A 24,014-nucleotide genomic window follows, 5' to 3' on the forward strand; every position below is an offset into this window, starting at 1 on the left:
ATCGCGTCCCCCACCACCAAAACAGTCGGCCCCGCTCACCTCCGCCCGCCTCAGAACCCGATGTGCGACGTCGAAGAGGGAACGTCGTCATCGTCGTCTTCGCTCGCCTCGATTCCGCCCTCGTGGTCGAACGTGACCGCCCGATCGGTGAGGTAAATCTCGTCGTCCTCGACGGTCACGTCCACCGGGACGAGTCGCGTGCCTTCCGCCTCGCCGTTATCACACGTCCCGGCACAGGAGTCGAACGTCGAGCCGTGTCTGGGACAGATGATCTCGCCGTCGCGGATCGCCGCGCCGCGGCCGACGTCGAGTCGCTGGGCCTCGTGCGGACACCGGTTGATCCACGCCTCGACGTCGTCGTCGCAGGGTACCAGGATCGCCTCGTCCGGTTCGCCGTAGGCGTCGCGAACCGTAAACAGCCACGACCCGGCCTCGGTGACCGTATCGACAGTCGTCAGTCGAGTGGCGTCTGCCATGCGTGACCGTTCGGGCGACGACCTATAATGTCCGTGGCTCGCGGAGTCGCGTCGGTACCCCGAAACGATACCGTTAGAAGTGCCGGCCCACGAGTTCGGGTATGGACGTTGCGTGCGTGAGAGTGCGGCGCGAAGCCGGCGAGGAGACCCGCCGGGAACTCGCTCGCGACGACCTCGTGGCCGAGGATTACGAGATCACCCACGAGGACGGGTGGTTGTACATCCCCGTCTCGGATCCGGCAGCGATTCCCGACGAGTTCGCGGTGGTCGACCGGGCGGCGCCCGAGCGCGAGACGCAGACGACGCCCGCCGACCTGCTCGGAGACGAGCCCTCCTACGAGCGGCTAGGCCGAGCGGTGATCGTCGACGAGGACGATCCCGAGCGCGCCTGCGAGATCGCCCGCGCGATCGTCGAGTCCGACCTGCCGGTCGACACCGTGTTGAACAAACGCTCGAAGATCAAAGGGGAAACGCGCGTTCGCGACTGGGAAGTGCTCGCCGGCGACGGCACTGACGTCGTTCACCGCGAGTACGGCCACGAGTTCGCGCTCGATTTGGCCGAGGTGTACTTCTCGCCGCGGCTGGCCACCGAGCGCCACCGGATCGCCGAACAGATCGCGCCGGGCGAACGCGTCTTCGACATGTTCGCCGGCGTCGGACCGTACGCGATTCCCGCCGCGGCGCGCGAGGCCACCGTCGTCGCCGTCGACGTCAACGAACGTGCGATCGAGTACCTTCGGGAAAACGCCGAACGCAACGATGTTGGCGAGCGAGTCACGGCGATCGACGCGGACGTCCGCGAGGTGGCCGCCGAGTACGCTGACTGGGCCGACCGGATCGTGATGAATCTTCCCCACAGCGCCGACGCGTTTCTCGACGCGGCCGTCGCCATCGCCGGCGACGACTGCGTGATCCATTACTACGATATCCAGCACGAAGACGACCCTTTCGGACCGGGAGAACGCGCTATCAGGGGCGCCGCAGAACCCGCCTACGACGTGACCGTCGAGACCGAGCACGTCGTCAGATCGTACGCCCCGCACGAGTACAACGTCTGTCTCGACGTCCGGCTCAGACGGGCGCCGCGGTGACGCGATTCGCAATCCTTATGACGGCGTTCGCTCCTACATTCTGACGCCGCGCCAGTGTAGCTCAGCCGGCAGAGCGAATCCTTCGTAAGGATTAGGTCGAGGGTTCAAATCCCTCCACTGGCTTTCTGCTGCGAACAATTCGTGAGCAGCTGAACGTGTACGAGGGATTTGAACGAGGCGAGTCGCAGCGCCGAACGAAAGTGAGGTGACCGTCTCGACGTAGTTCACAATCCACACCACTGGCTTTCTGCTGCGAACAATTCGTGAGCAGCGATGCGCAGTCGGAGAGAACAGACGAATAAGAGGCGCCAGCTAAACGGCTGGTCCGAAACGCGAGTGCGGGAAGCGGTGAGTCGTCATCGGGACTCCCTCGATGTTCGAGTCGTAGGTAGCGAGTACTTATTCGGATCCGTCGATCGTTATCTCGTTCGAGCTAACCGTAACTCGACAATCGCCGTATTCGAACGAGAGAGTGACGTCGGGGCGGTCGCCGTCGCGAAACTCGAAGATCGCGTCGAGCGCTTCGGGATCGATCGCGTCGTAGAGCGGCGGGAGCGCAACGTTCGAATCGTCGGGAAGCAGTGGCCGCCCCGATGCGGACGAGATAGCGCTCAGGACACCTTGAGTCGCCGTTTGGTCGGGAGATAACGGGAATGTGTGCGAACCGTCGATCGCAATGGAGTGGTCAGGGTCTGCGAACATCGAGAACTCTACCATCCAGTAGTGGAGAATAGCGGGTAGGTGCGACGGTTGATCATTCAACGCTTTAAGCTTCAGACGTCGATCCGGTCGGTTCGAGGTCGCTGGCGATCGTCTCCGCGAGCAGGTTCGCGGTGCCGCGTCGCAGCGTCGCCGAGAGCGCCTGTTCGGAGACGTCGAACGATTCGGCGAGCGACGAAAGCGTCGTCCGGCGCGGAACGGCGAAGTATCCGGCCTCGAAGGCGACCCGGAGCACTTCCTTCTGGCGCGACGTGAGCGCCCCGTCTGCCTCGTCCATGGCGCCGTCGCGATACAGTCCGACGAGAGTGAATTCGAGATCGCGGTCCTCACAGACGTCTCGGTACCGAACTAACGTCTCGCGGTCAGGTACACGCGCGCGATACCGTACCGTCTCACCGGTCGCCGAGATCCGCAGGAACGTGATTCCTAGCTCGACGGCGACGGGGTAGGTCAACCCGCGCTCTGCATCCGAGGCAAGTTCGACCCGGTACAGCCGACGGCCGTCGACGTTCGCCAGCCGACACGCGTTCGAAACCGTCGGATCGGTTTGAATGGACTCGTCGAACCGTTCGAGCGATGGTTCGGAGCCGGTAGCCCAGGCGGTGATGATCGACGTTCCATCGTCGGAGACGAACTCGTCGACGACGTCGTACTCGACGTCTGGAACGCCGGCTCGTGCGTCGGCGAGTATCGGGTTTTCGAGTTCGTACTCGGCGATGAGGCTCATAGCTCACGAAAGTCTACGACGAAGGGTGAGAAAAGTCCTCGCCGACATCGCGTCGTTAGACAAAGAGCGAGAGGGCGAGCGCCACGCCGAGACCGCAGACGGGCCAGTCTCGGGGCCGAAAGCGAAGCGGTGGAAGCGTCGGGTTCCACGACAGACACCGAGCCTGCAAGGCGACGGAGAGTCGGTCGGCCCGGCTGAACGCTCGCGAGAGGCCGACGGCACCGACTCGCGCCGCCCGATCGCGCGCTGGCCGTTCGGATCCGAGTCGGGCGGCCATCGCTGCCTGAACGGTCCGTAAATCGGCTTGCAGAACGGGCAAGAACCTGAACACGAGCGACACGCCGAGTCCGAGGAAGCGTCCGGGTGCGCCGGGAACGATTCGCTGAAACGCCGCCTGTGAATCGCGAACGGGCGTCGAGCGGACGTAAGCTGCGCTAACGAGGAGGATCAATCCCACCCGGTAGCCCGCACTCGCCGTGGTGAGTCCGTCGTCGACGTCGATCCAGGGGGAGCCGAGCGTAACCGCAGAGACGACGACCCCGATACTGAGAAAGCCGAAGATGTACCGGTAGGCGACCAGTGTTCGGCCGATCGAGATCCCGGCGAACGCGAGAGTGGCGAGTGCGAGAACCGTGAGTCCGACGTGTGCGACGAACGATGTGTGGCCGATCGCGGCGACGGCAAATCCCACCTGAACGCAGAGCTTCGATCGCGGGTCGAGGCGGTGTGCGAACGTTTCGTCGGGTTCGTAGGTGAGCATCATCTCTCCGATCCGGTTCGAACGCCGATCTCGCTCGCGGCGAGTTCGGCCATCGCCCGGTCGGGTTCGTCGTCGATAGCGACGTGTCCGTCGGCCATGGCGATGACGCGATCGGCGAGGTCGATCACCTCGGCCGGGTCGTGCGTCGAGACGATCACGCCGGTACCAGACGCCGAGAGCGACGCGAGTTGCTCGCGAACCGAGCGGCGGGCGGGATCGTCCAGCCCGGAGAAGGGTTCGTCGAGGACGAGGTGAGACGGCGCCATCGCGAGCGCGCCGGCGATCGCCACCCGCGACTGCTCGCCACCGGAGAGTTCGTCGATTCGTTCGTCACCCCGTCCGTTCATGTTCACGGCTTCTAGAGCGCGTTCGACGCGATCGTCGATGACGTCACGTTCGAGTCCCAGGTTCTCCGGGCCGAACGCGACGTCGGCCGCGACGGTCGCGGCGACGAACTGGTCGCGTGGGTGTTGAAAGACCATGCCGACGGCCGAGCGGGCCGCGACGAGATCGGCGGCGACCGGCGTTCCGTCGACTCGAACGCGTCCGTCGGCGGGTTCGAGTAGCCCATTGGTGTGGCGCAATAGCGTCGTCTTTCCGCTTCCGTTCGGGCCGACGAGAACGACGAATTCGCCGTCATCGATGGTGAGCGATACGGAGTGGAGGATATTCGCCCCGCCGTATGCGAACGAGACGTCGTCGAATTCGATCATCGGACAGTCAGGTTGGATCGACGATCTCGCTTCGCACGACGGCGACGGCGGCGACCATTTTTATCAGTTCACCGATGAGAAACGGGGCGACGTAGAGGGCGAGGGCCTCGGTGGGCGAGAGGGCGAGTAGCCACATCCCGTACGTCGCTCCCATCGCGTAGATGATGACGGTCGCGATCACGAGCGCGACGACGAGACGGACGGTCCCGACCTCCGCCGGGTTACGGACCTGAGATCGTTCGAAGAAGCCCGGGCGGTCGATCCCCGTCGCTTCCGGATCGATCCCACGGCGTCCGATCCCAGCCCGACCGTGAACGATCGCACCGATAACGAACGCGGCGATGGGATACGACCAGAGGAAGCCGGCCGTATCTCCGACGAGCGCACCGAATCCGGCGCTTCCACCGGCGAAAACCGGTGCACCCGCGGCGCCCGCTGCCAGGTACAGCGCCATCGCCGTCGGCCCCCAGATCGGTCCCAGATAGAGCCCGGCCAGGAAGACGAAGAGAACCTGTAAGGTAAGCGGTGCCGGTGAGATCGGTATCGGAATCGAAAACAGCGCGGTCGCCCCGGTCAACGCAGCCAGCAGCGCCGCCCTCGCGAACGGCTTGACGACCGCGCCGGGGACCAGCGAGACGGATCGGCGCTCGTAATCGGTAGACATGCCCGGACCTCTCGCGTAAACCGACGTAATATCTTCGGTTTACGAGTGGTTGAATAGAGCTCGAATGCGCGGTGGCGAGATATATCGAAGTCGAGGAGCGAGTGCGTACTTTCGATGTGGTGAGTGGTTAACTGAGAGCGAGTGCGTACTCATGTGCGCACGCGTGTACAACGAGGCGTTCTCCGAGTCGATGGACGAGGTGGCAGGCGTGAGTGACGTGATCGAAGCGGACGATGTCACGGCTGAAGAGGTTTCAGATCCGAAGATGAAGAACACGGCAATCGTTATTTCGACACTCGATACGAACGGAGCCGGCCTGGAGGCGACCGTCCGACGACTCAGTGGTGGTGACCGGTCGCATCGGCGTAGCTCACGCCGAACCGTTCCTCGAAGAGGTCCATTATCTGTGCTTCCTGCGCTTCGAGTTCGTCGTCGGCACCGTCGCCGTGGTGAACGAGATGATGTGCGCGACTGGCGAACGAGAGCAAGACGATGTCGCCGACCGTCTCCGACGGCGACTGCTCACCTTCGGCGAGGAGGTCAACGAGCCCGGTCGGCAGGGTTACGTCGTCTCCGTCCCCCGTTTCCGATTCGATGCTGAACGTCGTCGTGGATACCGGTTCATCCATACCGGTACACTCGCGTGCCAGCCTAAAGGTTCTCCGGCTACGAACGCCCCGTCGGACCGCTCCGATCGCGGTCAGTCGAACCCGCAAACGATCCACGAAACGCAGTTTTCACGCCTCCTCTCCGGCAGCCAACTGCCGTATCTCGTCCCAGCGACCGTTCGCGACGAGTTTGCCCTGAAGCCGACTGGCGTACTCCTGCGCGAGTCGGTCTGCGGCCTGTAGTTCTTCCTCCGAGACGCCGTCGTCACCGAGGCCGATCGCCGACTTAATCGACGAGAACAGGCCACTGCCGCCGGCGTCGCCCGTTGGCTGGCCACCCATCGCCCCAGCCTGGGATCGCATCGCATCGAACTCGGGAAGGATGTGTGGCACCTTCTCCGTGTCGGCGACGATCTTCGCCCGTTCGGGGTCCTCGACGTCTTCGATCTCGAATTCCGTCGCCGTCATGATGAGCGACCACTCCTGGTTCGTAAACCGGGAGTCGACGACGCGAGACGAGAATTCTCCGTCCAGGCTCATCCGCTCGCCGACGATGTGGTCGGTCCACTCGGTCATAGGCGGACGTTCTTCGGGAACGGCTAAGAGAGTTTCCCACGCGGGCGAGTCGAATCCGACGAGCGAGCGTCCGCAGCGTCGATTCGGACAGCGGTCAGTGACGATCGCTGCTCCTGACGACGACCGTCACGGTACTCAGTTGATTGCAGAACCCATCGAGACGACTGACAATACGCATCGATAGTGAATACCGGTTGGTGGAGACAGCGCCCCGTGTACGCTCTCACGGTTCGCTTCAATGCTACGAACACAACTGCCGGGTGCGTTCGTCCCTACGATACAGACTTCCTCCCAGTCAGTGAGTCCGGATCGAGTCGGAAGTCGTGAAACTCGATCTCCGATCGGGGGCGATCGAACACGTCGACGGTGGGAATTTCGATCGCCCACATCCGCTGTACGGCGACCGATTCGTACGGAAGGTCCGTCAGCTCTTCGAGCCTGCCCGTCGCGACCACGCTGTGCCACCCCTCGTTCACTTCGTCGTAGGTGACGAGCGACACCGGGTTATCGATGATTGTCTCCTTACTCGATCCGGGCGGAAAGGAAAGCCGGAAATATAGGCAGTCGGTCCCTGAATCGTAGCCGTATGAAACCGGGAGCGAGGCCGGCGGTTCGCCCGGTTCGGTCGAAAAGGACAGGACTCCGATACCACCCGTTCCCAGTAAATCGACTCGTTCTTCGTCAGTGAGATGTACCCAGCGTAGACTGGACATGCGCGATACTTCGCGACCCAGCGGGGAAAAACCGACCCTCGAATACCCATCGTTTCGGACGAAACGGTCGGTGAGCGAGCAGCTTATGATAATGAACACGATGGTCGTACAATCCGCTAACAGAACGGCAGGTTCACAGAAAACGAGCGGTCACCGATCCTCGTCCGCGGTCACGAGACTCAGAACGATATTTCGGCGTGTAGATCGCTCTTCAGTGCGTCGTGGACCTTACAGAGTTCGTTCGCTCGTTCGACGACCGCGCTCGCGGTTTCCTCGTCGACGTCCGCGTCGGTTTCGATGTCGAAATGGATCGACGCCAGTTTGTCGTCGTCGTTGAGTTCGCCGGTCGCCTCGATCGTGATTTCACCGAGTTCGCCGGCGTCGCGCTGTTTCGCACCGACGCGAAGCGCGGGGACGTAGCAACTCGCGTAGGACGCGAGCAGGCTCTCGAGCGTGTCCGGCCCCTCTTCGCCGCCGGAATCGAGCGTCACGTCGAAGTCGCGGATCTCGGTCGTCGCTACGTAGCCTTCCTCGGACGTCGTGGTCACGTTCTTTGACATAGCAGTCGAACCATCGACGGCCCGGGGTGTAAACGTTGTTTTCTGGATCGACGAACCGTTCGATTCCGGTATCGGTCCGGGCGGTCGGTTCAGATCGAGACCGGTTCGTCCGCCTCGAGGACGGTCACCTCGGCTTCGGAGCCGGTTTCTGCGACGGCGTCGACGAAGTCGGCCGGATCCTGTTCGATCGGCGGGAAGGTGTCGTAGTGCTGCGGGAAGGCGACGTCGACGCCGAGCCAGTCGACGGCGATGGCCGCCTGCTGTGGCCCCATCGTGAAGTGGTCGCCGATCGGGACGGCCGCCGCGTCGGGGTCTAGGAAGGCGCCGACCACGTCGCGCATCTCGCTCATCAGGCTGGTATCGCCGGTGTGGTAGAACGTCGTCGTTCCGGAGTCGGTCGGGTCGCCGTCACTGACGAGGAGGCCGGTTGGCATCCCGGCGTCGACGTCGTACTCGGTCATGATTCCGTTCGTGTGGTCGGCTCTGACCATCGTGACGTGGGCGTCGTCACAGACGACCGTCCCGCCCAAGTTCATCCCCATTCCGCCGACCGCGTCCTCGAAGCCGAACTCCTCCTGACAGTACGACGTGAGTTCCGGCGTCGCGACGAGCGTGGCGTCGGCGAAGGCACCGGCGTCGGCGATGTGGTCTGCGTGGCCGTGGGTCAACAGGACGTAGTCCGGGTCGTCGACGTCCTCGGGCGTCGCCGACGTCTTCGGGTTGTCGAAAAACGGATCGACGACGAGCGACGTTTCTCCGACCGATACGTGCCAGGTCGAGTGACCGTGCCAGGTGAGTTCCATGGTCACGCGCCACTTGGCGAACGCCACCCATAAAACTACGAGAAATCGATCGAATCGGATCGAATCGGGTGCTCTTCGTGACCAGCCAAATCACGGAGCGTGCGTTTTAGGGTGTCGCCGGACAACGAGCGAACATGCTCGCACTCGACATCGAGCCGTTCATGGTCGAACTGAAAGACGGATCGATTAAAAACGTCGGACCGACGAACAAATCAGCCACGGTGAAGCTGTTCGACGTCGAGACGGCCTCCGCTCGAGAATTCGGCGACAAACGGGTCAAATTCGAGTTCGTCGACGATGACGGAAACGAGGTGGAAGTTTCGCTCTTTCCCGACGACGTTCACTCGCTGGTAAGCGATATCGAAACACTCGAGGATGAATCACCCGTATTTGAGGAGTAGAGAGACTGATACGCCATAAATACCGAAATAATGGCGGCCGCGCCGTTTCGACAACCGTTTTACGCTCAACCCACTCTACCCGAATAGATGGGTACTTGCATCATCTGCGACACGCCAGTCGATGGCGAGGTTTGCGAGTTCCACGAAGAAGACGTCTGTTTCATCTTTCGTGGAACCGGAGCCTCACAGCTCACTCCCCGACGATACTACAAGGGGACCGTCGACGGCTACGCCGACTTCGGCGTCTTCGTCGACATCGGCCCGCGTGTCACCGGCCTGTTGCACCGTAGCGAACTCGATACACGACTCGAAAGTCTCGACTGGGAGCCCGGCGATTCGGTCTTCGTCCAGGTCCTTGACGTGCGAGACAACGGAAACGTCGACCTCGGCTGGTCGATTCGGGAATCCGAAGACGAGTTCCGCGGGGTCATCGTCGACGACCCGGACGGCGAGTATCGACTCGAAGACGAGGATTCAGCTGAATCCGAACAGTCGACGGCGGACGTAGACGAGCCGGAAACCACCGCAACGGCGGAAACGGCGACGGCTGCTCCCTCGGCGGGTGACGGGGCGAACGAAGGCGGCGCGACCGCCGAAGCGCCGTCGGGAACCGGCTCGACTACCGTACCCGAACCCGACGAAGCGAGCGCGGACGCGACGCTCGCGCGGACGACCGTCGACGCCATCGACGATCAGGTCGGGGCGATCGTCAGGCTGGAAGGTGTCGTCGCCGGCGTCCGCCAGACGAGCGGCCCGACGATCTTCGAACTGCGCGACGAAACGGGAACGATCGAGTGTGCGGCGTTCGAGGAGGCCGGCGTTCGCGCCTACCCGGACGTCGACGTCGACGACGCGGTCGCCCTCGAAGGCGAAGTCGAAAACCACCACGGCGATCTACAGATCGAGACGGAATCGCTCACCGTCCTGACCGACGACGACAGGGACGCCGTCCTCACCCGCCACGAAGAAGCGGTCGAAGCCGAGGCTCGACCGGTTCGCGTCGAGCCACTCGGCGGCCACGACGGCGTCGGCGCGCTCGAATCCGAACTGACCGACGCCGCGACGACGATCCGTCGCGCCGTCATGGAGGCCAGACCCGTCGTTATCCGTCACAGCGACACCGCAGACGGCTACATCGCGGGCGCGGCGATCGAACACGCCCTGTTGCCGTTGATTCGAGAGAAGCACACGCGCGACGACGCCGTCTACCACTACGTCGACCGTCGCCCGCTCGAGGGCCACGCGTACGATATGGACGACGCGACGGGCGACGTCTCAGCGATGCTCGACGCGCGCAGCCGCCACGGTGAGGCGCTCCCGCTCGTCATCCTCGTCGACGCGGGTTCGACCGCCGAGTCGGTCGACGCCTACGAACTACTCGCCCAGTACGGCGCCGATCGACTCGTCGTGGACAGTTCGGTCGCGGACGAAGTGGCCGCCGACGTCGTCTCCACGGCCGTCACGCCGACCGAACGAGACGACTCGTTGACGACGACGGCGCTCGCCGCGACGCTCGCCGCGAGCGTCAACGACGACGTCCGCGAGGATCTCGCCCACGTACCCGCGCTTAGCTACTGGGAGTCACCCCCCGACGCCTACGTCGAACTCGCGGCCGAAGTGGGCTACGACGCTGATGCGCTCGCCGACCGACGGAACGCCGTCGCGCTCGAAGCGCACTACCAGTCGTACAACGACAAGCGGGAACTGATCGCGGACCTGCTCTTCGACGCGGCGGGCGAACTGGCCGCCCACGTCGCCGATCAGTTCCGCGATAAACTCTCGACCGAACTCGAAACTGCGCGCGAAAACACGACCGTCCGCGGCATCAACGGCGTCACCGTCACGGTTCTCGATACGGCGGCCTACACGCACCGGTACGACTTCCCGCCGACCGATCTCCTCCTCGACGAACTCCACCGGCGCGAACGCGACCGGACGGACGGTCCGTTCGCGACGCTCGGCGTCGACGAGGCGGAGCTGTCGGTCAGAACGACCGACCCGATCGACGTCCGCGACCTCGGCGAGGCGATCGAGTCCGCCGTCCCGGACGCGGGCGTCCACACCGTCGGCGGCTCCGACGGCTCCGTCGCGTTCTTGAAGGGCGAGCGCGATGCCGTCGAAGACGCGGCGATCGAGGCGTTAGGCGAACTGCTCGGCTGAGCACGCTCGCGGGTCCGACACGCTTATTCGGAATCGACCACCAGCTAGTGGTAGTGAGTATCGAGTCGACGGACCCGACCGAGACGGAAGCGTTCAGACGCGTCTGTGCCACGCTCGTCGAGCGCATCCTTTCGGGCGAGATCGAACGAGAGGACGTCGAGTCGGCGAAGCTCGAGGCCTGTTCCGAACACTCCGCGCCAAAGGTACCGAAGAACTCGGAGCTCCTCGAGTTCGCGGCCGACGAACACCGCGAGGCGCTCGAATCGGTCCTCCAGCGTAAGCCGGTTCGAACGGCCTCCGGCGTCTCCCCGGTTGCGATCATGACCTCCCCGGAGCGGTGTCCCCACGGAAAGTGTCTGTACTGTCCCGGCGGCCCCGACTCGGAGTTCTCGAGTTCCCAGAGCTACACCGGCGAGGAACCGGCGGCCGCCCGCGGTGTCCAGAACGACTACGATCCGTACGGACAGGTAACCCTGCGCCTAGAACAGCTTCGCCAGATCGGCCATCCGGTCGATAAGGTCGAACTCATCCTGATGGGCGGGACGATGACCGCCCGGAGCCACGACTACCAGGAGTGGTTCGTAAAGCGCGCGCTGGAGGCGATGAACGACTACGACCTGGAAAAAGAGCCAGAACCCGCGGAGGGCGAGAGCTTCGCCCAGGGTCCCGACGAGTACGAGTGGCGCTACCTCGAGGACGTGATCGCGGAGAACGAGACCGGCGACATCCGAAACATCGGGACGACGTTCGAGACGAAGCCCGACTGGTGTGATCCCGAACAGATCGATCGCATGCTCGATCTCGGCGGAACGAAGGTGGAAGTCGGCGTCCAGACCACCTACGAGCGCATCAACCGGGAGATGCACCGCGGCCACGGCGTCCAGGAGTCGATCGACGCGAACCGTCGGCTGCGCGATGCGGCGTTCAAAGTCGGGTTTCACATGATGCCCGGCCAGCCCGGCATGTCGATGGAGATGTGCCTCGAAGACTTCAGGCAGCTCTTCGAGCGCGAGGAGTGGAAACCCGATTACCTCAAAATCTATCCGACGCTCGTCGTTCGCGGAACCGCCACCTACGACTGGTGGCACCGCGACGAGTACCAGCCGTTGACGAACGACGAGGCGGCCGACCTCGTCGCCGAGATCAAGTCGATCATCCCCCGATACACCCGCCTCCAGCGCGTCCAGCGGGACATCCCGGCCGACTTCATCGACGCCGGCGTCTGGAAGTCGAACCTGAGGCAGCTGGCCCGACAGCGCATGGACGAACACGGCTGGACCTGCGAGTGCATCCGCTGTCGCGAGGTCGGCATGAACGACGAAGAGCCGCAGACGGCGGACTTGGACGTGATGAGCTACGAGGCCTGCGGTGGGACGGAACACTTCATCTCGATCGAGGATTTCGATCGGGACCTGCTGATCGGCTTCTGCCGATTGCGCTTTCCGAACGATCCGGTCAGGCCGGAACTCGACGGTGCCGCGTTGATTCGTGAACTCCACGTCTACGGCAGCGAGGTGAGCGTCGGCGCGGCGGGAGAGGAGGGCCAGCACCAGCACCAGGGCTACGGACGGCAGTTGATGCAAACGGCCGAGTCGATGGCCGCAGACGCTGGCTTCGAGAAGCTTTCCGTCATCTCGGGCATCGGGGCCCGCGAGTACTACCGCGAGAAGCTCGGCTACCACCAAGACGGGCCGTACGTGAGTAAGTCACTCTGAGGCCAAAACCGTCCGAGCGGCGGCCCGTGGACGTCGTCGAAATTGCGTCTGCGCCGTCTTCGGGTTCGTCCGCGGAGCGACACCCCTTTTTGGTCCGGCCTGACAGTGTTGTGTATGGAGCCAAAGCGGGAGCTTTCGAGCGTCGACCTCGCCGCCCTCGTCGCGGAACTCGGAACGTACGAGGGTGCGAAGGTCGACAAGGCCTACCTCTACGGTGACGATCTCGTCCGGCTGAAACTCCGCGATTTCGATCGCGGCCGGGTCGAGCTGTTCGTCGAGGTGGGCGAAACCAAGCGAGTGCACACGGTCTCGCCCGACCGCGTCCCAGACGCCCCGGAGCGGCCGCCCGAGTTCGCGAAGATGCTTCGAAATCGACTCTCGGGGGCCGACCTGGCCGACGTCTCGCAGTTCGAATTCGACCGCATCCTGGAGTTCGTCTTCGACCGCGAGGACGGGACGACGAGACTGATCGTGGAGTTATTCGGCGAGGGGAACGTCGCCGTTACTGACGAGCAGTACGAGGTGGTCGACTCGCTCGAGACGATCCGGTTGAAATCTCGCACTGTCGCGCCCGGCTCGCTGTACGAGTTCCCCGAGTCGCGGGTGAATCCGCTCGAAGTTCCGAGAGATGCGTTCGACCGGGTCATGGACGATTCGGACACCGACGTCGTGCGGACGCTCGCCACGCAACTGAACTTCGGCGGCCTCTACGCCGAGGAAGTCTGCACGCGCGCCGGGGTGGAGAAGACGACCGACATCGCGGACGCGGACGAAGCGACGTACGACCGCCTCTACGGCGCCATCGAGCGGCTTTCGATCGACGTCAGAACCGGCGCGTTCGAGCCGCGACTCTACGTCGAGCGCGACGAATCCGCCGAGTCGGCGGACGCGGACGAGCCGATCGAACGGGTCGTCGACGTTACGCCGTTTCCGCTCGAGGAACACCGGGCGGCCGGCTTCGAACCTGAAGCGTTCGACTCGTTCACCGACGCCTTAGACGAGTACTTCTTCCGGCTCGAACGAGCCGATGAGGAACCGGTTCCCGGGAGCCAGCGACCGGATTTCGAAGAAGAGATCGCCAAACAACAACGCATCATCGACCAACAGGAGGGAGCGATCGAACAGTTCGACCGCGAGGCGGAGGCCGAACGGGAGCGAGCGGAGGCGCTGTACGCGAACTACGGCCTCGTCGACGAGATCTTACAGACGGTCCGATCGGCCCGTGCGGACGGAACGCCGTGGGAGGAGATCGAAGCGCGGTTCGCCGAAGGTGCAGATCGAGGTATCGAGGCGGCCAAAGCGGTGGTCGACGTCGACGGCGCGAACGGGCGCGTCACCGTCGAGATCGACGGCGAACGGATTCCGCTGGTCGCCGACGAGGGCGTCGAGAAGAACGCCGATCGGCGCTACACGGAGGCAAAGCGCATCGCGGAGAAGAAGGCGGGGGCCGAGGCGGCGATCGAGGAGACCCGCGAGGCCTTAGAAGCGGTGCGTGCGCGTCGCGACGGGTGGGAAGCCGACGATGAGGACGACGCGGTCGAGGCGGACGACGACGGACGATCCGACGCCGACTGGCTGTCGATGACCTCGATCCCGATTCGGGAGAATGAACCCTGGTACGACCGGTTCCGGTGGGTTCACACGAGCGACGGATTCCTCGTCATCGGGGGACGAAACGCCGATCAGAACGAGGAACTGGTGAACAAGTACCTAGAACCCGGCGACCGGGTGTTTCACACCCAGGCACACGGCGGTCCGGTCACGGTGTTGAAGGCGACCGATCCCGGAGAGAGCGCACGACCCGACATCGAATTCCCGGACACGAGCGTCGAACAAGCCGCCCAGTTCGCCGTCTCCTACGCGTCGGTCTGGAAGGACGGACGGTACGCTGGCGACGTCTACGCCGTCGACGCCGATCAGGTGACGAAGACGCCCGAGAGCGGAGAGTACCTGGAAAAAGGTGGCTTCGCGATTCGGGGCGACCGAACCTACCACCGCGATACGGCCGTCGGGGTCGCCGTCGGGATTCAGTGTGAACCCTGGACGCGGGTCATCGGCGGACCGCCCTCGGCTATTTCCGACCGGGCCGTGACGACCATCGCGGTCGAACCGGGGCGGTACGCGCAAGGTGACGTGGCAAAACGCGTCTATCGCGAACTCCGCGAGCGCTTTACGGACGAGTCGTTCGTTCGGAAGGTTGCCAGTCCCGACCAGATCCAGCACTTCCTCCCGCCGGGCGGTAGTCGGATCGCAGAGCAAAATCCGTGATGGTCGGTACGATTACGCCTTCCTGATGGGATAGGTACGGTGCCCGCCTCTGACAGGGGAGCGGTGCAATCTCTGGCACAAACAGCTTCAGGCGTCGCCTCCGTCATCGATCGAATCGAGAGCCGATTGGTACGGACGGACACGCTGACTCTGTGGATCGTAGGCGAGAGTGCCCATTTCGGCCATTTTCGGTAGGTGAACGTGGTGTAACTCTATCTTCACACGATCGATCGCCTCCCTGCTACCGGCATCGAGTTCGGTGACCCGCTCGGCGATGATTTCTGCGAGCGTGGTTACGTCGGTCGCGGTGTCAGTACCGTTCAGAATCTGGACGAGTTGTTGTCGTCGCTCCGAGACCAGAAGGCGGTGTCGATCGCTCGAGGAGAGCGTAGTGGACTCTCCCCCGATTTTCTCGGTTGACGTATGTGACATTGGTGTAGTGTTCGACCAGCTATTGCCGGTCTACATTTCGAAAGTACTCGTTACCGGATAAGGGTGGACTAGAACTGATTAGGTCACGTCGAGATGATTGTTGCTAATTAGTGAATGGAGAGGCCGTCAGTTCGGTAAAGCGGTGTAACTCTATCGTAAGATTGCGCTGCTGGCTCCGATAGTGGTTCCATCGACGGAAGACTGATGGCGGTCCGACTTCGACCGAGGATAGATGGAACGCGACGCGCTTCCCGACGCGCTTTCAGAGACGTTGTCGGTTTTCGAGACGTCGGGAGAACCACGAACGACGCCCGAGGTGGCCGAACGGCTCGATCTCGGCCGTAGGAGCACCTACGACAGGCTTCAACGACTCGTAGAGCGTGAGTCGCTTCGAACGAAAAAGGTCGGGGCGAACGCCCGCGTCTGGTGGCGACCGGCTGAGAAAGCGGTCGACCGCGATCGGTCCGCTGCGGGGACGGAGTTCGCGACCGATTCCCGCGAACTCCACTCGTTGATAGACGCGGTCGAGGAGTACGCGATATTCACCCTCGATCCGGACGGATACGTTCGAACCTGGAACGCCGGTGCACGGGAGATCAAAGGCTACGAAGCCGACGAAATCGTCGGCGAACACATCTCGTCGTTTTACACCGAACGGGATCGGACCGCCCAGCGGCCAGAGCGGAATCTGTCTGAAGCGGCCAGGAACGGCTCGATCCAGGACGAAGGGTGGCGCGTTCGAGCCGACGGCTCGCAGTTCTGGGCGAACGTGACGATCACGGCCATCGAAGCCGACGATGGTTCGCTCCAGGGCTACGTCAAGGTTACCCGCGACATGACCGAGCGGCGCCAGCGGGAGCGTTCGCTCCGACGCGAGCGCGACCTCACGGAACAGCTGTTAGAGACCGCGCCGATCGGACTCGTCGTCTTCCGGCCCGACGGCTCGATCGAGCGGATCAACTCTCGAACGCGAGATCGCCTCGGTATCGACGCGTCGACGGTCGACTCGTTCGACTTCGATGCGTTCGACGTCTACGATTCCGATGGCGATCCCATTCCCCTCCGCGAGCACCCGGTCACACGAGCGATCGAAGGCGACGAACCGGTTTCCGACGAACTCATCGCACACGAGGGGCCGAACGGTACGCGTCGGTGGCTCTCGCTCACCGCGGAGCCGGTGTACCACGACGGCGAACTCGAACGGATCGTTGTCGCCGCGAGGGACGTGACGGACCTCAAACGGAGCGAGCGCGAATTCGAACGCCAGCGTGACGAGCTGGCCGACGAACTCGAAGAGGTGTTCGACCGCATCTCCGACGGGTTCTACGCGCTCGACGACGAGCTCCGGTTTCGCTATCTGAACGAGAAGGCGGCGTCCGTCCTGGGAGTCGCCGAATCGGATATCGACAGGGAGTTTCACGATATCGTCACCACCACCGACGCCTTCGACCGAGCGATCGACGAGGCGCGAGACACCAGAAGACCGGTCACGTTCGAAGATTACTACGATCCGGCCAATCGCTGGTTCTACAACGCCATCTATCCGTCCGAAACCGGCCTATCGGTTTACTTTCGAGAGATTACCGAGCGGAAGGCACAGGAACGAAAACTGGCCCGGTTCGAACGGGCGGTCGAAGCCGCGGGCCACAGCATCTACATGACCGATCCAGACGGAACGATCACGTACGTCAACCCGGCCTTCGAGGCGTTGACCGGCTATTCGCGAGACGAAGCGGTCGGTCAGAGGCCGTCGCTCTTCGACGCCGCTGTGAGCGGAACGGATGGGGCGGAACGGTTCGACTCTCTCGAACCGGGAGACCAGCACTCCGACGAGGTCCTCATCCGGGACGCGTCGGGAGATCGCTATACGGTCCACCAGGTCGTTACACCGGTTACCGACGACGACGGAGAGGTAGTCCAGTTCGTCACGGTTCAGACGGACGTGACCGAGCGCAAGGAACGCGAACGCGAGCTAGAACAGTACGAGCGAATCGTCGAGACGGTCGAAGACGGGATCTACGTCCTCGACGAGAATCGTCGGTTCACGATGGTAAACGACGGATTCGAGGCGATGACCGGCTACGATCGAGACGAACTACTCGGACGCGAAGGAACACTCGTGTTCGGAGACGAGTTCGTCGAGATCGCAGACAGGTTCCAGCGAGAACTCGAATCGGGCGAGCGGGACATCGCCGTACTGGAAGAAGACATCTCACGGGCGGACGGCACCACGTCGGTCGTCGAGAGTCGGTTCGACCAGATCGACCTCGGCGGGGACCGCACGGGGCGCGTCGGCGTCGTCCGCGACGTCGGCGAACGCGTCGAGCGCGAGCGCGAACTCGAACGCCAGCGTGAACGGCTGACCGCGTTGAATAACCTGAATCAGGTCGTCCGCGACGTGACCGAGCACGTCATCGAGGGATCGACGCGCGAGCAGATAGAACAGACCGTGTGCGACGCGCTCGCCGCCTCCGAGGCCTACGAGTTCGCCTGGGTGGCCGAAGTCGACTCGGTCACGACGACGTTCGAACCGCGTGCGGCCGCGGGGACGGGCGGCTACGCGAACGAGATCACGATATCCATGGATCCCGACGACCCGAGGAGCAGCGGACCGGGTGCGACCGCGATTCGCGAGCAGGAGACGCAGGTCGTCCGAGACGTATACGACGATCCTCGCTTCGAACCCTGGCGCGAGGCCGCCGCTGAGTACGGGTTTCGGTCGGTCGCGTCGATTCCCATCGTCCACGACGGAACGACCTACGGCGTCCTCGGCGTCTACGCCGACCGATCGAACGCGTTCGACGCGGTGGAACGACGGATCGTCAGCCAGCTCGGCGAGGTCGTCGGTCACGCCATCGCCGCCATCGAGCGCAAACGCGCGCTGATGAGCGACGAACTCGTCGAACTCGAGTTTCACGTGCGAGACGTCTTCGCGGCGTTCGACGCGAGCGCGACGATGGAAGGGACGGTCACGCTGGAGCACTCGGTACCGGTCGCCGAGAACGAATTGCTCGTCTACGGGACGGCGAGCCCCGATGCGCGCGAAAGTCTGGACGAACTCGTCGAACACCTCCCACACTGGCAATCGATCACCGTTCGGTCTGACGGAGATCCGATCGAATTCGAGCTCAGAATGCGAGAACCGCCCGTTCGGTCGGTCGTTTCGTCGATCGGCGGATACGTCGACAGCGCCGTGCTAGAAAACGGCGAGTATCGCCTCCGGATTCGCCTCGCTCCGAACGTAGACGTTCACCAGGTGATCGAAGTGGTCGACGCAACCTATCCAGGTGCGGAGATGTACCGAAGGAAACAAGTTGCGCGTCGTCGAGACGATTCGCAGATTCGACGTCAGCCGATGGCGTCGCTCACCGACCGACAGCGGGCGGCCCTGGACGCGGCCTATTTCGCCGGTTTTTTCGAGTGGCCTCGGGAGACGTCCGGCGAAGCTGTGGCTAACTCGCTCGACATCGCTGCCCCGACGTTTCACCAGCACTTGCGGAAGGCAGAGCGGAAGGTCCTCGAGTCGGTGTACGAGTCGTACGTACCGGAATCGGCCGAGATGCGCGGAGACTGATCGGATCGCAGGCCACTTATCGCCACTCCGAGAACGAACGCCCATGCAGATCAGAGACCGGGAACGGTTAGACGGCGGCCGCGAGCGCCTGACCGTCGTCCCGGAGAGCGTCGACGACCTCTGGCACCTCCAGTACGTCCTCGAACCGGGTGACCGAGTCGCCGGCGATACGACCCGCCGAATTCAGCGCTCCGACGAGCAGCTGCGCGACACGGGCGGCGAACGCGAACACATGTGGGTCGCGCTGGCCGTCGACGACGTGGAGTTTCACCGCTTTGCAAATCGACTGCGCGTCGGCGGCGAGATCGTCGCCTGCTCGCGCGAAGATCAGCTCGGGTTTCACCACACGTTAAACGTCGAAGAACGCGACGAACTCTCGATCGAGAAGTACTGGAAACCCGATCAGGAGCGCCGACTCGAAGAAGCGAAGGAAGCGACCGAGAATCCTGACGTGGCGATCGCGACGGTCGAGGAGGGCCGCGCGCACGTCCACGGCGTCGCCCAGTACGGAACCGAAGAGCGCGCGACGATCACCGGCTCGACGGGCAAGAACGACGACGCACAGGACCGCACCTCGCTCTTCGCCGAGCTCACCGACGTGCTCCGGCGACTCGACGTCGACGCGATCATCCTGGCCGGGCCGGGCTTTACCAAGCAGGACGCCTACAAGTACGTCGAGAAGAACGCGAGCGAGGTGGCCGAGTTGATCACGATGGTCGACACCGCGAGCGTGGGCGACCGCGGCGTCCACGAGGTGCTAAAACGCGGGGCCGTCGCGGACGTCCAGAAGGAGACGCGCATCGAGGCCGAAGCCGACGCCATCGACGAACTCACACGGCGAATCGCCGAGGGGGCGAAAGCGGCTTACGGCCCGGACGAGGTGGAGAAGGCCGCCGAGTACGGTGCGATCGAGCGGTTGCTCATCCTCGACGATCGGCTTCGGAAAGAACGCGGCCCCGACCGCGAGTGGGACGTCGACGTCGACTCCCTCGTCCGGACGACCGAGCAGAAAGGCGGGGAGGTGACGGTCTTTTCCTCCGAGTTCCCGCCCGGCCAGCAACTGTCGAACTTGGGCGGCGTCGCGGCGTTGCTTCGCTACCGGTTACAGTAGGCGACTCGGCGTCACTTCGCTACCGGTTACAATAGGCGTCGCGACGGAGCGGGTTCGACGAACGACAGTTATCGACGTTCGGCTTCGATCGAAACGCGCTGGAGGTCTTCTGCGAACCGCACGTCGCCGTCGTAGCGTTCGCCGATCGAGCGACGCATCTCCTCGTGACGCCCCTGCGTGTGCGGATAGAGGTGCGTGAGGTAGACCCGACCGATCTCGACGTCGGAGAGGGCGGCCCCGAGTTCGCTCGGCGTCGGGTGATTCGAGACGTCGACGTCGTCCGGGAAGGCGCAGTCGTGTGCGAGGATGGCACAGCCGTCGGCGAAGTTCGCCAGCCCGGCGAACGCCTCGCTGTCGCCGCTGTAGGTGAACCGGTCGTCGAACCGGTACGCCAGACACGGGACGGAGTGGCGCGTCTCGTACGACGAAACGTCGAACCCGGCGACCGAGAACGTGTCGTCGGCAACGACTTCGCGGACCTGCAGGTCGAGTCGGCCGTCCATGTACTCGAACGCAGATAGCAGGTCGTCGACGAGCCCTTTCGTCCCCTGGGGTCCGACGATTTCTAAGTGTTCTTCGCCGGCGAGCCACCGGGCTTTCATCAGCGGAAGGAGGTCCGCGACGTGATCTAAGTGGTGGTGCGTGAGGAGGACGGTCGAGACCGATTCGTAGCCGACGCCCGACTGCTGGAGTCGCTGGAGGACGCCGGATCCGCAATCGACAAGGACGGTTCGATCACCTTCCTGGACGAGGATACCGGTCTGGAACCGGTCGCCCGTCGGCATGGCGGCGCCGGTTCCGAGAAAGGTCACCTGCATATACGCGAAACTGCGCGTCGGTCGTGGAAAAACGTTGTGTCGGGCAAGAGCGCTGGCAGCGCAGGCCGACGCCGTCGACGCGGGGTATCAGGTCCATCTTTGCCGAACGATCGACCGTGAAGGCTGTCTCAGTTCACTTTCACCGCACTGGGCCAACCCTCTTACGCGTCGGCGACGCAGGATACCTCGATGGCAGGGAAAGGGCTCGTCGTTCCCGACGAGCAGTTGCCGTTCGACCCCGACGCGGCGCTCGCCGATCGGGACGTCTTAGAGCGGTTCGAGCCGGCCGTCCAGGAGTGGTGGATTCGGGAATTTGGCGAGTACGTCCCCGAAAACGGCGGATTTTTCACCCCACCACAGCGCGAAGCGATTCCGAAGATCCACGAACGGACGAACACGCTCGTCTGCGCGCCAACGGGGTCTGGTAAAACGCTCGCCAGTTTCAGTGCGATCATCGACGAACTCTTTCGCCGAGACCGCGAGCGAGACGACGGGCTCGACAATTCGGTCTACTGTCTGTACGTCTCGCCGCTGAAGTCGCTCGCGAACGACATTCATCGGAACCTGACGGTCCCCCTCGAGGGTATCGAATCGATCATCGAAGACCGGGGCGACGACGTCGGCGAGATTCGCCACGCGATCCGCCACGGCGACACGCCCTCATCCGAGCGCCAGGCGATGTTAGACGAGACGCCGCACATCCTCAACACCACCCCCGAAACGCTCGCCATCCTGCTCAACTCGCCGAAGTTCAGAGAGAAGTTACGAACCGTCGAGTACGTCGTCGTCGACGAGATTCACTCGCTGGCGGCGGGCAAACGCGGGACGCACCTCTCGGTGAGCCTCGAGCGCCTCGAAGCGATGACCGACGGCGAAATCACGCGAATCGGTTGTTCGGCGACGATCGATCCACTCGAAGACGTCGCCGACTTTCTGGTCGGCTGCGAAACCGAGACCGTCGACGGGACGCCGACCGCGCTCGGCCCCCGGGAGTGTGAGATCGTCGACGCGCGCTTCGCCCGCGAGTTCGATCTCGAACTAGAGTGTCCGACGGACGACCTGATAAACACGCCCCGCGGCGTCGTTCAGGATCGATTCTACGCGCGCCTTCACGAACTGATCGGTGCGCACACGAACACGCTCGTCTTTACGAACACGCGCTCGGGTGCCGAACGCGTCCTACACGAACTGCGCGAACGGTATCCGGCTCGCGATGGGCCGACGGCTGACGAGGCGGGCCCGAGTGACGAAGCGACGGACGACTGCGGGCAGCCCGCTCCCGGGTCGTCGGAGACGGGCTACAACGAGAGGAACTCCGCCTGTCACCACGGCAGCCTCTCGAAGGAGGTCCGCCAAGATGTCGAGGCACAGCTCAAATCCGGCGACCTCGACGTCGTCACCACCTCGACCTCGCTCGAACTCGGTATCGACATGCCCCACGTCGATCTGGTCGTCCAGGTCGGCTCGCCCAAAAGCGTCGCCGCGCTCCTCCAGCGAGTCGGTCGCGCCGGCCACCGGGTCGGCCAGACCGTCGCCGGTCGCGTCATCGCGCTCGATCGGGACGAACTCACCGAGTGCGCCGTCATGCTCGCGAAGGCGGAGGAGGGATTCGTCGACTCGGTTTCGATCCCCGAGAACGCCCACGACGTCGCCGCCCAGCACGTCTACGGGATGGCTATCGCCGAGGTTCGGCCAGAAAGCGAGGTGAGGGCCATCCTCAGGCGAGCCTACCCGTTCAGAAACTACGACGACGAGCACTACGAGCGACTGATTCGATACCTCACCGCCGCCTACACCGGTCTCGAAGATCGCAACGTCTACGCGAAGATCTGGCGCGACGAGAACGATCCGCCAGACGGCGAATATCACTACGACGACTTCCCCGTCGGCGAGACGCTCGTCGGCAAACGCGGCCGACTCGCCCGGGTGATCTACATGACCAACATCGGAACGATCCCCGACTCGTTCACCTGCAACGTCCACACCCGGGCGGCCGACGAGTGGGTCGGCCAACTCGACGAGGATTACCTGGACACCCTGGAGAAGGGCGACGTCTTCGTCCTCGGCGGCGAGCACTTCGAGTACCGCTATCGGCGCGGATCGAAGGTGTACGTCGACCGAACGCGCGCCAGGCCGACGGTCCCCTCCTGGTACTCCGAACGGCTCCCGCTCTCGACTGATCTGGGCCGCGAGATCCTGGACTTCCAGGCGCAGTTGCTCGATCACTACGAAGCGGGCGGCCCCGCGCGTGTTCGCGCCTGGCTCCGGGAGTTCCCGCTCGGCGACGACAGCGTGCGCGCGCTGGCGCGCCTGTACGACCACCAGCTTCGATACGGCGGCCCGAAGAGCGTCTCGACGCCCGCTCGTCTCTCGGTCGAGGTCGAGCGCGACCGGGACGAGTACGAACGTCACTACTACGTCCACTCGAACTACGGACGCCGAGTCAACGACGGGCTCTCCCGGTTGCTGGCCTATCACTGCGCCCAGGCGGCGACGGCCAACGTGCGCGTCGCCGTCGCGGACAACGGATTCGTCCTCTCGATGCCGCTCAACCGAAAAGTGGACGTCGCAGGCATTCTCCGAGATCTCGACCCCACGGACGTCCGCGAAGACCTCCGGGCCGCGATCGCCGACACGGACCTGCTACAGCGCTACTTCCGTATCAACGCCACGCGCTCGCTGATGATACTCAAGCGGTACAAAGGATACGAGAAGTCAGCGAGCGAACAGCAGGTTTCGAGCGAGATGTTGCTCGGCTTCGCCGAGGAGCTCGACGACTTCGCCGTCGTCGAGGAAACCTACCGGGAGATACTGGAGGACAAACTGAACGTCGACGAGATCGAATCGATCGTCGCGGCCATCGATCACGGCGACCTCGTGGTCGAGCGAGCGCTATTCGATTCGCCGACACCCAGAGCGTTCGGACTCGCGACGCTCTCGGCCAGCGACGTCGTCCTCGCCGAAGACGAGAGCGCGGCCCTCCAGTCCTTTCACGACCGCGTCGTTTCAGAGATCGACGACGATCCGTCCCGCGGCGTCGCGATCGACGACTGAGCCGACGAGCATAGCGATCACGGACCGGAACGCTCTCGGCTCCAACAGGTCTTTCGTCCCGCCGGCCGGA

At 63.7% G+C, this 24,014-nt stretch carries 21 protein-coding genes and 1 tRNA gene; 9 read left to right on the plus strand and 13 right to left on the minus strand.

The genetic code is table 11. The annotated features are described in order from the left end of the window. Positions 1–50: 50 nt before the first annotated feature. Complete coding sequence (locus NKH31_RS01545; protein WP_254863381.1) at positions 51–476, minus strand: Rieske (2Fe-2S) protein; 426 nt, start codon at positions 474–476, stop codon at positions 51–53. Between the two features lie 101 nt (positions 477–577). Here NKH31_RS01545 and NKH31_RS01550 point away from each other — a divergent pair, with 101 nt between their 5' ends. Continuing rightward, complete coding sequence (locus NKH31_RS01550; RefSeq protein ID WP_254863382.1) at positions 578–1,567, plus strand: class I SAM-dependent methyltransferase; 990 nt, start codon at positions 578–580, stop codon at positions 1,565–1,567. Positions 1,568–1,617: 50 nt separating this feature from the next. Continuing rightward, positions 1,618–1,690: transfer RNA gene (locus NKH31_RS01555), tRNA-Thr, on the plus strand. Between the two features lie 276 nt (positions 1,691–1,966). On the opposite strand, the gene NKH31_RS01560 is transcribed toward NKH31_RS01555, so the two are convergent. The 10 genes from NKH31_RS01560 to NKH31_RS01605 form a co-directional block, all read right to left on the minus strand. Next, complete coding sequence (locus tag NKH31_RS01560) at positions 1,967–2,269, minus strand: HalOD1 output domain-containing protein (RefSeq protein WP_254863383.1); 303 nt, start codon at positions 2,267–2,269, stop codon at positions 1,967–1,969. A gap of 64 nt (positions 2,270–2,333) precedes the next feature. Then, positions 2,334–3,014 (minus strand): helix-turn-helix domain-containing protein, encoded by a 681-nt coding sequence (locus NKH31_RS01565; RefSeq protein WP_254863384.1) that lies wholly within the window; start codon positions 3,012–3,014, stop codon positions 2,334–2,336. Positions 3,015–3,069: 55 nt separating this feature from the next. Continuing rightward, positions 3,070–3,774: an energy-coupling factor transporter transmembrane component T family protein gene (locus tag NKH31_RS01570; RefSeq protein WP_254863385.1), complete on the minus strand. Its 705-nt coding sequence runs from the start codon at positions 3,772–3,774 to the stop codon at positions 3,070–3,072. Beyond that, positions 3,774–4,487, minus strand: a complete 714-nt coding sequence (locus NKH31_RS01575; protein WP_254863386.1) for an energy-coupling factor ABC transporter ATP-binding protein — start codon at positions 4,485–4,487, stop codon at positions 3,774–3,776. The genes NKH31_RS01570 and NKH31_RS01575 overlap by 1 nt, the downstream gene beginning before the upstream one ends. A 7-nt stretch (positions 4,488–4,494) precedes the next feature. Continuing rightward, on the minus strand, positions 4,495–5,151 hold the full coding sequence (locus tag NKH31_RS01580) for a biotin transporter BioY (RefSeq protein WP_254863387.1): 657 nt from the start codon (positions 5,149–5,151) through the stop codon (positions 4,495–4,497). Positions 5,152–5,489: 338 nt separating this feature from the next. Further along, a complete protein-coding gene (locus tag NKH31_RS01585; RefSeq protein ID WP_254863388.1) occupies positions 5,490–5,780 on the minus strand; it encodes a DUF7545 family protein in 291 nt (96 codons plus the stop codon). 108 nt (positions 5,781–5,888) lie between these two features. After that, positions 5,889–6,335 (minus strand): DUF5799 family protein, encoded by a 447-nt coding sequence (locus NKH31_RS01590; RefSeq protein ID WP_254863389.1) that lies wholly within the window; start codon positions 6,333–6,335, stop codon positions 5,889–5,891. Positions 6,336–6,607: 272 nt separating this feature from the next. Then, positions 6,608–7,048, minus strand: a complete 441-nt coding sequence (locus NKH31_RS01595; protein WP_254863390.1) for a pyridoxamine 5'-phosphate oxidase family protein — start codon at positions 7,046–7,048, stop codon at positions 6,608–6,610. Positions 7,049–7,227: 179 nt separating this feature from the next. Continuing rightward, a complete protein-coding gene (locus tag NKH31_RS01600) occupies positions 7,228–7,608 on the minus strand; it encodes an OsmC family protein (RefSeq protein ID WP_254863392.1) in 381 nt (126 codons plus the stop codon). A gap of 89 nt (positions 7,609–7,697) precedes the next feature. Continuing rightward, positions 7,698–8,411, minus strand: a complete 714-nt coding sequence (locus NKH31_RS01605) for a metal-dependent hydrolase (RefSeq protein ID WP_254863393.1) — start codon at positions 8,409–8,411, stop codon at positions 7,698–7,700. A gap of 134 nt (positions 8,412–8,545) precedes the next feature. On the opposite strand from NKH31_RS01605, the gene NKH31_RS01610 reads away from it, so the two are divergent. The 4 genes from NKH31_RS01610 to rqcH all read left to right on the plus strand — a co-directional run bounded on the left by NKH31_RS01610 (position 8,546) and on the right by rqcH (position 14,955). Next, the gene (locus NKH31_RS01610) at positions 8,546–8,812 is read left to right on the plus strand and encodes a hypothetical protein (protein WP_254863394.1); all 267 of its coding nucleotides are present in this window, start codon (positions 8,546–8,548) and stop codon (positions 8,810–8,812) included. A gap of 87 nt (positions 8,813–8,899) precedes the next feature. Further along, positions 8,900–10,972: a DHH family phosphoesterase gene (locus tag NKH31_RS01615; RefSeq protein ID WP_254863395.1), complete on the plus strand. Its 2,073-nt coding sequence runs from the start codon at positions 8,900–8,902 to the stop codon at positions 10,970–10,972. Positions 10,973–11,025: 53 nt separating this feature from the next. Then, complete coding sequence (locus tag NKH31_RS01620; protein WP_254863396.1) at positions 11,026–12,687, plus strand: tRNA uridine(34) 5-carboxymethylaminomethyl modification radical SAM/GNAT enzyme Elp3; 1,662 nt, start codon at positions 11,026–11,028, stop codon at positions 12,685–12,687. Positions 12,688–12,801: 114 nt separating this feature from the next. Continuing rightward, a complete protein-coding gene (gene rqcH, locus NKH31_RS01625) occupies positions 12,802–14,955 on the plus strand; it encodes a ribosome rescue protein RqcH (RefSeq protein WP_254863397.1) in 2,154 nt (717 codons plus the stop codon). Between the two features lie 87 nt (positions 14,956–15,042). Here the strand turns inward: rqcH and NKH31_RS01630 are convergent, their stop codons facing one another. Beyond that, on the minus strand, positions 15,043–15,387 hold the full coding sequence (locus NKH31_RS01630) for a DUF7344 domain-containing protein (RefSeq protein WP_254863398.1): 345 nt from the start codon (positions 15,385–15,387) through the stop codon (positions 15,043–15,045). 232 nt (positions 15,388–15,619) lie between these two features. Between NKH31_RS01630 and NKH31_RS01635 the strand changes: the two genes are divergently transcribed. Continuing rightward, on the plus strand, positions 15,620–18,961 hold the full coding sequence (locus NKH31_RS01635) for a PAS domain S-box protein (RefSeq protein ID WP_254863399.1): 3,342 nt from the start codon (positions 15,620–15,622) through the stop codon (positions 18,959–18,961). A 43-nt stretch (positions 18,962–19,004) separates the two neighbouring features. Further along, complete coding sequence (locus tag NKH31_RS01640) at positions 19,005–20,072, plus strand: mRNA surveillance protein pelota (protein ID WP_254863401.1); 1,068 nt, start codon at positions 19,005–19,007, stop codon at positions 20,070–20,072. Positions 20,073–20,140: 68 nt separating this feature from the next. Here NKH31_RS01640 and NKH31_RS01645 read toward each other — a convergent pair whose 3' ends face one another. Further along, complete coding sequence (locus NKH31_RS01645; RefSeq protein WP_254863402.1) at positions 20,141–20,890, minus strand: MBL fold metallo-hydrolase; 750 nt, start codon at positions 20,888–20,890, stop codon at positions 20,141–20,143. Between the two features lie 189 nt (positions 20,891–21,079). Here NKH31_RS01645 and NKH31_RS01650 point away from each other — a divergent pair, with 189 nt between their 5' ends. Next, positions 21,080–23,944: a DEAD/DEAH box helicase gene (locus NKH31_RS01650; protein WP_254863403.1), complete on the plus strand. Its 2,865-nt coding sequence runs from the start codon at positions 21,080–21,082 to the stop codon at positions 23,942–23,944. The last annotated feature ends 70 nt before the right edge of the window (positions 23,945–24,014 follow it).

It is taken from the genome of Halovivax gelatinilyticus (assembly GCF_024300625.1).
In the GTDB taxonomy this organism is placed as follows: Archaea; Halobacteriota; Halobacteria; order Halobacteriales; family Natrialbaceae; genus Halovivax; species Halovivax gelatinilyticus.

Bases quoted from the DNA above. Each gene is read 5' to 3' on its own strand.
- NKH31_RS01545 (WP_254863381.1), bottom strand. From the start codon at position 476: ATGGCAGACGCCACTCGACTGACGACTGTCGATACGGTCACCGAGGCC.
- NKH31_RS01550 (WP_254863382.1), top strand. From the start codon at position 578: ATGGACGTTGCGTGCGTGAGAGTGCGGCGCGAAGCCGGCGAGGAGACC.
- NKH31_RS01560 (WP_254863383.1), bottom strand. From the start codon at position 2,269: ATGTTCGCAGACCCTGACCACTCCATTGCGATCGACGGTTCGCACACA.
- NKH31_RS01565 (WP_254863384.1), bottom strand. From the start codon at position 3,014: ATGAGCCTCATCGCCGAGTACGAACTCGAAAACCCGATACTCGCCGAC.
- NKH31_RS01570 (WP_254863385.1), bottom strand. From the start codon at position 3,774: ATGCTCACCTACGAACCCGACGAAACGTTCGCACACCGCCTCGACCCG.
- NKH31_RS01575 (WP_254863386.1), bottom strand. From the start codon at position 4,487: ATGATCGAATTCGACGACGTCTCGTTCGCATACGGCGGGGCGAATATC.
- NKH31_RS01580 (WP_254863387.1), bottom strand. From the start codon at position 5,151: ATGTCTACCGATTACGAGCGCCGATCCGTCTCGCTGGTCCCCGGCGCG.
- NKH31_RS01585 (WP_254863388.1), bottom strand. From the start codon at position 5,780: ATGGATGAACCGGTATCCACGACGACGTTCAGCATCGAATCGGAAACG.
- NKH31_RS01590 (WP_254863389.1), bottom strand. From the start codon at position 6,335: ATGACCGAGTGGACCGACCACATCGTCGGCGAGCGGATGAGCCTGGAC.
- NKH31_RS01595 (WP_254863390.1), bottom strand. From the start codon at position 7,048: ATGTCCAGTCTACGCTGGGTACATCTCACTGACGAAGAACGAGTCGAT.
- NKH31_RS01600 (WP_254863392.1), bottom strand. From the start codon at position 7,608: ATGTCAAAGAACGTGACCACGACGTCCGAGGAAGGCTACGTAGCGACG.
- NKH31_RS01605 (WP_254863393.1), bottom strand. From the start codon at position 8,411: ATGGAACTCACCTGGCACGGTCACTCGACCTGGCACGTATCGGTCGGA.
- NKH31_RS01610 (WP_254863394.1), top strand. From the start codon at position 8,546: ATGCTCGCACTCGACATCGAGCCGTTCATGGTCGAACTGAAAGACGGA.
- NKH31_RS01615 (WP_254863395.1), top strand. From the start codon at position 8,900: ATGGGTACTTGCATCATCTGCGACACGCCAGTCGATGGCGAGGTTTGC.
- rqcH (WP_254863397.1), top strand. From the start codon at position 12,802: ATGGAGCCAAAGCGGGAGCTTTCGAGCGTCGACCTCGCCGCCCTCGTC.
- NKH31_RS01630 (WP_254863398.1), bottom strand. From the start codon at position 15,387: ATGTCACATACGTCAACCGAGAAAATCGGGGGAGAGTCCACTACGCTC.
- NKH31_RS01635 (WP_254863399.1), top strand. From the start codon at position 15,620: ATGGAACGCGACGCGCTTCCCGACGCGCTTTCAGAGACGTTGTCGGTT.
- NKH31_RS01640 (WP_254863401.1), top strand. From the start codon at position 19,005: ATGCAGATCAGAGACCGGGAACGGTTAGACGGCGGCCGCGAGCGCCTG.
- NKH31_RS01645 (WP_254863402.1), bottom strand. From the start codon at position 20,890: ATGCAGGTGACCTTTCTCGGAACCGGCGCCGCCATGCCGACGGGCGAC.
- NKH31_RS01650 (WP_254863403.1), top strand. From the start codon at position 21,080: ATGGCAGGGAAAGGGCTCGTCGTTCCCGACGAGCAGTTGCCGTTCGAC.